The following is a 4,317-nucleotide window of genomic DNA, read 5'->3' on the forward strand; positions in this document are numbered from 1 at the left end:
TAGGTCGCGATGCGGCTCCGGGATTGCCTGCGGAAAGCGTGGGCGCCGGAAAGGCGAGCGATATGATTCATGTTAGTCAACAGCCTGAGGCGACCTCGTGTCGCCTTTTATAGTCCCTTCATCATCATGTAGTAATCCGACCCAGGTGGGTAGTCCGGTAGCACACCAGCGACCGTATAGCCGAACTTCTCATAAAACGTTTTCGCTTGAAACGAGAAAGTCGTCAGCTTCACACGCGCCGCACCGAGCGACTTCGCTAATGCCTCTCCTTCTCCAATCAATTGACTACCGATACCTTGACCATGAAAGTCTGCATCGACCCATAGGCGGTCTAAATCGAACCATCCCCAATACACACTTCCATACAATCCTGCGATCACATGTCCTTCCTGCTCAATCTTCAACTGAATGACGGGTACGTTCGCTTCACGGATTTCGCGATGATGAATCGAGTGTACATTGTTATATTCACGCAGTCGAGTGGTCAAAAACTGTTGGAACGACTCGTCTTCCTCATGGATTCGCGTGATGGTGAATGTCATCTTCCCACCGTCCCGTTCCTGAAGAAGGTGATCAATTCCCGTTCTTCCTCGTTTATCTCACGATTGACGAGGACAGCGTAAGACCGAGTGATTTCTTCTTCATTTCCCGGGAAATCACTTGATATGGCGGCGATTCGTCTCAATGCGAGGCAATCTTCTGCGAACGCTTCACGACTCACCATCTCACCATGTGACCAAACGATTTGGTGGGCATCGAACGTCTCCAACACATCCAACAATCGGAGTGTCTCTTCCGGTGTCATCCGCCATGTCGGAGCGTATAGATTTGCGTATAACGCGTCTCCCAAAAATAAGATTTTTTCTTCTACAAGATAAAGAATGACAGCGTCTTTTGCATGGTCTCCCCCGACATGTTTCAACATGACGTGAACCCCACCGAGGTCAAGCGTCAACGCTTCTTGAAACGTCAACGTCGGCAAGACGATTTGAATGTCGCGTGCGTCCCCATACTCTTCTCGGATCGCCTCCGCACAGAACGAGATCTCAATCCCTTGCGCTACCCGTTCATCGAGAGAGGCATCATCCCAGGCATAAGGCATCAGCTTCTCCATTCCCTGTTTCGTTGCCTCACTCGCAATCGAGACGATTCCTTCTAGAGCTGGTAAACCGAAGATGTGGTCCCAATGCCAATGTGTCAATGCGACCATTGCAGGTGCACGGAGCCCATGTTTTTTCATTTGTTCTAAAAAGAACGATGCATGTGACACGGAGTTGCCAGCGTCGATGAGAAGCGTGTGCGTGTCGCCGACAACAGCACCTAGGATGGGCCGATCGGTAAGGTCGACCGGAGTCATGTACCAAAATCGTTCCGAGTGTTTGATCAAGGTTTGCATGGACGTCTAGCTCCTTTCATGAATCAAATCCAGTCATTTTTTGTGAATCATCTCAACTCTTTTCGAACCCCGTCCTCCATCCACCTTGCGAGTAATCGTATGGCATCGATTAACTCCTGAACCGTCTCTTCATCGAATGGATCAGTCAAATCGTCTTGCTCCGCCAGTAAGACAAGCCAGCCAAACACTTGATGTTCATCGATCAACGGAAAATGGATGAGTGCAGTGAATGCAACCCCATCTACAATCAGTTCACCTTGTCGAACTGATTTCGAGCCGACACTCGCCAGTTCGTGAAGGGAGCGAAGCGCCCCTTCGTTCCACGTCAGATGGGAGACCCCACTTTCTGCCACTAGACGATAGGTATCAGTTGAGAAAGTGACCGCGTGTGAACAGCCACTCCATCCCAATAAAATATCTTGTACACGCTGCAACTGGTCTTGAAATCGTAAAGGGGATTCAGTCGCTTCATACAGTGCTTCCGTAGCTTGTTGACGATTGATTTGCCGTCTCGACACTTCAGCATGTTCAATCTCTGTCATGACCCAGTGAGTGAACGACTCCAGTGCCAGTCGGTCATCTTCTGTGAACGTCCTGGCCTTCTCATCTACTACACAGAGCGTGCCGATCACATGATTTTGTTTCGTACGAAGCGGTACGCCCGCATAAAATCCGATACGCTCGAGCCACGGACTGTCGCTCTCGATCGCTTCTGCCGAGACGTCCTCAATCACAACCGGACGATCGGACGTGACGACTCGATTGCACAATGTCCACTCCCGCTTGAGATGAGGAGATTCGAGTTCGATCCCGACACACGATTTGAACCATTGTTGATCCTTTGTCACGCTTGAAATGAACGCGATCGGCATTTGCAAGGTTTGTGCGACCAAACGTGATATACGATCAAACCGCTCCTCTTGAGGCGTGTTCAATATCTCCAGTCGCAAGATGGCTTTTAGTCGCTGCATCTCGCGCTCTTCTAGTGACGGGTTCAACAACTGTGATGGCTGGTCAATTCTTGAGAGCGTCGCCTGATGGGTATACAAGATGTCGAGCGCTTCATCCAAATCACTTAACGGGATTGGTCTGCTGAAGAAATATCCTTGGATCTCGTCACAGTCGAGTTGACGCAAAATCCGGTACTGTTCCTCCGTCTCGACCCCTTCAGCGGTCACCTCCAAGTCTAATTTCTTGGCTAACGAAACAATCAGTTTGACGATTTCGTATTCTTTCAGACCATTCTCCTGGTCGAGTTGAGCGACGAACGAACGGTCAATCTTGATTCCATCGATATCGAATAATTTTAAATAATTTAAAGAAGAATAGCTCACCCCAAAATCATCAATCATCAGTCTAAATCCTTGTTGCTTCAACGATTCGACCGTCTTGATGGCAGCGACCGGTTCATTCATCAACGTGTGCTCCGTTACTTCAAGCTCAAATTGATTTGGTTTTAGACCGTAAGACGCGATGATGGAAACAAGCTCATCCATGTGGCGTTCGTGAAACAGTCTCGGCGACACATTCACGGCAACACGGCGACCTTCGAACCGCTCAGGATGTGTGGATACGTCCTGGCACACCCGATTCATAACGAACTGTGTCACTTCTTCGATTAACAGGGACTGTTCAGCGACACGGATGAACGTTTCGGGAGACACGAAGCCGAGCACCGGGCTCTCCCAACGGAGGAGTGCTTCATAATGAATCGCTCCATCCTTTGATACTTTCGGTTGATATACCATGTATAGTTCGTTTTGTTTTAACGCCTTTACGAGCTCTGTCTCGATCATCATCTCGTCGATATAGCGCTGCACATACTCGTCATGTTCATATAAACGAATCATTTGGCTCCCGTTTTGTCGCGCCTCCAATAGAGCCGTCGAGGCGTTCATGATGACACGGTCGGCGTCTGTCACCCCGGCACCGATTCCGATGCAACTCGATAACGGGAATTCCGCATCCACCACTTGATAAGAATGCTTCGCAATCACATCGAGTAAATGTTCAGCATATTTATAAGCCAAATGGATCGGGACGTGTGGCAAGACGGCGACGAAGTCCTCGCCATCCACACGACCGATGATTGAGCCTTGAGGAAGGGTGTTCGCCAACTGTCTTGTGATGTCTTTAATCAATTGGTTCGAGCGCTCCACCCCCTGGAGCGACATCATCATCTTAAAGCGATTGATGTGTAGACGCATCACACTCGTCTCTTCCGTATGACTTTTTTCGAACAGTCGATCGAGTTCTAGTTTGACCTTCATCAAATTTGGCATGCCTGTCAAATAGTCCATATGCTCAATGCTCCGTAGCAACTTGATTTCTGCTTCTTCTGATAAGTCAGTCGTTAAACTGAGAACATATCGGACCATGCCTGACTCCGCCTCGATTGGCACAAGCATTGAAGAAGCGAACCGGGCCGTATTGGAGTCGATATTCATCTTCGACATGAAGTAGACCGGCTCCCTCGTCTTAACGACCTCATCATAATGTCCAATCAGTTCATCGGCCACGTCCGAACGGTACATCTCGTGCAAATAACGCCCCTCCACGTCATCTGGAAGCGAAGAGGCTCGTTTTCCTTGTGCACTTACATTCACATATCGATAGCCCTCATCTGTCACTTCCATTAGAAAAACCATTCGATACAACCGTGTGAACAGCTCGAATAAATAATGTGGGTCGCCTTTCATCCGTTGCATCGTATTATCCCTCCACCTGTTCCTTTTTCTTATAGTGTAGTTGGTTTCGAGCAAACTATGGAGAAAAATCTTTGAAAAAATGGGAAAACGTTTTTCTCTTATTAAAAAAAACACCCTCTCATACTGAACTGCTCCCCGTCAAGTAGACAGGGCAAATAATAAAAACCAAACTAGGCGGCTTGAGACCTGTATTCGACAGGGCTCAAGCCGTTT

At 48.5% G+C, this 4,317-nt stretch carries 3 protein-coding genes; all 3 read right to left on the reverse strand.

What is annotated here, in order from left to right:
- Window positions 1–107: 107 nt before the first annotated feature.
- The 3 genes from KNP00_RS13940 to KNP00_RS13950 are packed head-to-tail and all read right to left on the reverse strand — an operon-like array spanning window position 108 to window position 4,104.
- Window positions 108–542, reverse strand: a complete 435-nt coding sequence (locus tag KNP00_RS13940) for a GNAT family N-acetyltransferase (protein WP_215146285.1) — start codon at window positions 540–542, stop codon at window positions 108–110.
- Window positions 539–1,396, reverse strand: coding sequence for an MBL fold metallo-hydrolase (locus tag KNP00_RS13945; protein ID WP_215146287.1), 858 nt, complete (start codon window positions 1,394–1,396; stop codon window positions 539–541). Before KNP00_RS13945 ends, KNP00_RS13940 begins: the two co-directional genes overlap by 4 nt.
- A gap of 47 nt (window positions 1,397–1,443) precedes the next feature.
- Window positions 1,444–4,104 carry an EAL domain-containing protein gene (locus KNP00_RS13950; RefSeq protein WP_240542904.1) on the reverse strand — a complete coding sequence of 887 codons (2,661 nt, stop codon included), beginning with the start codon at window positions 4,102–4,104 and terminating at the stop codon, window positions 1,444–1,446.
- Window positions 4,105–4,317: the final 213 nt, after the last annotated feature.

Origin of the sequence: Exiguobacterium qingdaonense (genome assembly GCF_018617855.1) — a bacterium.
In the GTDB taxonomy this organism is placed as follows: domain Bacteria; phylum Bacillota; class Bacilli; order Exiguobacteriales; family Exiguobacteriaceae; genus Exiguobacterium; species Exiguobacterium qingdaonense.

What these genes read in the sequence shown, in the direction of transcription:
- KNP00_RS13950 (WP_240542904.1), bottom strand. Translation starts at nt 4,104, where the DNA reads ATGCAACGGATGAAAGGCGACCCACATTATTTATTCGAGCTGTTCACA.
- KNP00_RS13945 (WP_215146287.1), bottom strand. Translation starts at nt 1,396, where the DNA reads ATGCAAACCTTGATCAAACACTCGGAACGATTTTGGTACATGACTCCG.
- KNP00_RS13940 (WP_215146285.1), bottom strand. Translation starts at nt 542, where the DNA reads ATGACATTCACCATCACGCGAATCCATGAGGAAGACGAGTCGTTCCAA.